This is a genomic window from Streptomyces sp. SID5785 (assembly GCF_009870065.1).
In the GTDB taxonomy this organism is placed as follows: Bacteria; Actinomycetota; Actinomycetes; order Streptomycetales; family Streptomycetaceae; genus Streptomyces.
In genome coordinates this window covers 1-2,552 of the sequence record NZ_WWIA01000277.1, presented here as the reverse complement: position 1 = coordinate 2,552, position 2,552 = coordinate 1, and the positions used below count along the sequence as shown (strand labels likewise).

At 70.5% G+C, this 2,552-nt stretch carries 3 protein-coding genes; 1 reads left to right on the top strand and 2 read right to left on the bottom strand.

Going from position 1 to position 2,552, the window contains the following annotated elements:
* The coding region (locus GTW43_RS08805) for an ROK family protein (protein WP_161301066.1) at positions 1-704 on the bottom strand (704 nt) is incomplete at its 3' end.
* A 29-nt stretch (positions 705-733) separates the two neighbouring features.
* The gene (locus tag GTW43_RS08800) at positions 734-1,759 is read right to left on the bottom strand and encodes a 4-hydroxy-3-methylbut-2-enyl diphosphate reductase (protein ID WP_202501232.1); all 1,026 of its coding nucleotides are present in this window, start codon (positions 1,757-1,759) and stop codon (positions 734-736) included.
* Positions 1,760-1,832: 73 nt separating this feature from the next.
* On the opposite strand from GTW43_RS08800, the gene GTW43_RS08795 reads away from it, so the two are divergent.
* A partial coding sequence (locus GTW43_RS08795; protein WP_161301064.1) for an APC family permease occupies positions 1,833-2,552 on the top strand: 720 nt, incomplete at its 3' end.

The window sequence follows — 2,552 nt, the reverse complement described above, 5'->3', positions numbered from 1 at the left end:
TTGTTCTGCAGCTCGGCCGGGACGATCTCGGCGCGGATGCCCTCGATGAGCGGCAGGAACTTGTGGGCCTTGCGGCTGACGCCGCCGCCGATGATGAACAGCTCGGGCGAGAACAGCATCTCGACGTGCGCCAGGTACTTCTGGACCCGCCTCGACCAGTGCTCCCAGCTCAGGTCGTGGTCCTCCTTGGCCTTGGTGGAGGCGTGCTTCTCGGCGTCGTGGCCGTTGAGCTCCAGGTGACCGAGCTCGGTGTTCGGCACGAGCGCGCCGTCGACGAACAGGGCGCTGCCGATGCCGGTGCCGAAGGTGAGCAGCAGCACGGTGCCCTTGCGGCCGCGGCCCGCGCCGAACTCCATCTCGGCGACGCCCGCCGCGTCCGCGTCGTTGAGGATCGTGACCGGACGGCCGTCGAGCTTCTCGCTCAGCAGCGCGCGGGCGTCGACGTCGATCCAGCTCTTGTCGACGTTGGCCGCGGTGCGGACGGTGGCGCCGCCGGTGACGACGCCCGGGAAGGTGATGCCGACCCGGTCGCAGGGGCCGTCGAAGTGGTCGACGACCTGCTTGACTCCCTCGGCCACCCCCTCGGGCGTCGCGGGGTGCGGGGTCAGCACCTTGTGGCGCTCCGCGGCGAGGTCGCCGCGCTCCAGGTCGACCGGGGCACCCTTGATCCCGGATCCGCCGATGTCCACACCGAAGATCTGCATGAGCCCACGGTACGACGGCTCGCCGCAGGTCACTTCCCGGCGGCGGCGTCCTCTCCGGTGCCCTCGCCCTTCATCAGGGCGGCGGCCTCGGCGCGCAGGTCGCGGCGGAGCTCCTTGGGCAGCGAGAAGGTGATGGACTCCTCGGCGGCCTTGACGATCTCCACGTCCGCGTAGCCGCGCTCCGACAGGTACGCGAGGACCTCCTCGACGAGGACGTCCGGGACGGAGGCGCCGGAGGTGACGCCGACCGTGGTGACGCCCTCCAGCCAGGCCTCGTCGATCTCGCTCGCGAAGTCCACGAGGTGCGCGTCCCGCGCGCCGGCCAGCTTGGCGACCTCGACGAGGCGCACCGAGTTCGACGAGTTCCGGGAGCCGACGACGATGACGAGGTCGGACTCGGCGCCCATCTGCTTCACGGCCAGCTGGCGGTTCTGCGTGGCGTAGCAGATGTCGTCGCTGGGCGGCGAGACCAGTCCGGGGAACTTGGTCTTGAGGGCGTCGACGGTCTCCATCGTCTCGTCCACGGAGAGGGTGGTCTGGGAGAGCCAGACGACCTTGTCAGGGTCGCGGACCTCGACCTTGGCGACGTCCTCGGGGCCGTCGACCAGCGTGATGTGGTCGGGGGCCTCGCCGGAGGTGCCGATGACCTCCTCGTGGCCCTCGTGGCCGATGAGGAGGATGTCGAAGTCGTCGTTCGCGTAGCGGACGGCTTCCTTGTGGACCTTGGTGACGAGCGGGCAGGTCGCGTCGATGGTGGCGAGCCGGCCGCGGGCCGCCTCCTCGTGGACGGTCGGGGCGACGCCGTGCGCGGAGAACATCACGATGGAGCCCTCGGGCACCTCGGACGTCTGCTCGACGAAGACGGCGCCCTTCCGCTCCAGGGTCTGCACCACATACTTGTTGTGCACGATCTCGTGGCGGACGTAGACGGGGGCCCCGTACTGCTCCAGGGCTTTCTCGACGGCGATCACGGCACGGTCCACACCGGCGCAGTAGCCCCGGGGGGCGGCGAGCAGGACACGGCGGGAGCCAGTCGTAGCAGTCATGTCCCCCATCGTAAGGCCGAGCCCAGCAGGCCAAAGATCGCCCGTCTGGGGAGACTGGGAGCCCGCGACCCACGGAGGCACGATGTCCGCATCCGCAGGACCCGACACTCCTGAGGCGCCCGGCGTGCCGGACGGAAAGCTGCGGCGGGACCTCGGCTTCCGTGACCTGGTCGTCTACGGGCTTCTGTTCATCGCCCCGATGGCGCCGGTCGGCGTCTTCGGCACCCTGGACGCGAAGTCGCACGGTGCGGTGGCGCTGGTCTACGTCGTCGCGACGGTCGCGATGGCGTTCACCGCGTTCAGCTACGCGCAGATGGTGCGGGTGGTGCCGCAGGCGGGCTCGGTGTTCGCCTACGCGCGCGCGGGGCTCGGGCGCGGGCCCGGCTTCGTCGCGGGGTGGATGGCGATGCTGGACTACGTGCTGATCCCGGCGGTGGCGTACCTGTTCTCCGGGATCGCGATGAACGCGCTGGTGCCGTCCGTGTCCCGGTGGGTGTGGACGGCGCTGGCCGTGGTCATCACGACCCTGCTGAACCTGTGGGGGGTACGGGCGGCGGCCCGGGTCGGGTTCCTGGTGCTCGCCATGGAGATCGTGGTGCTGCTCGTCTTCGTGGTCTCGGCGATCGTGGTCCTGGCGCGGGACGGGGCGCAGCGGGACTGGCTGTCGCCGTTGTCCGGGGACGGGTCGCAGGGGGCGTTCGCGCTGTCGGCGGTGATCGGGGCGGTGTCGGTCGCGGTCCTGTCGTATCTCGGCTTCGACGCGATCGCGTCGTTCGCGGAGGAGGTGACGGGGGGTTCGGCG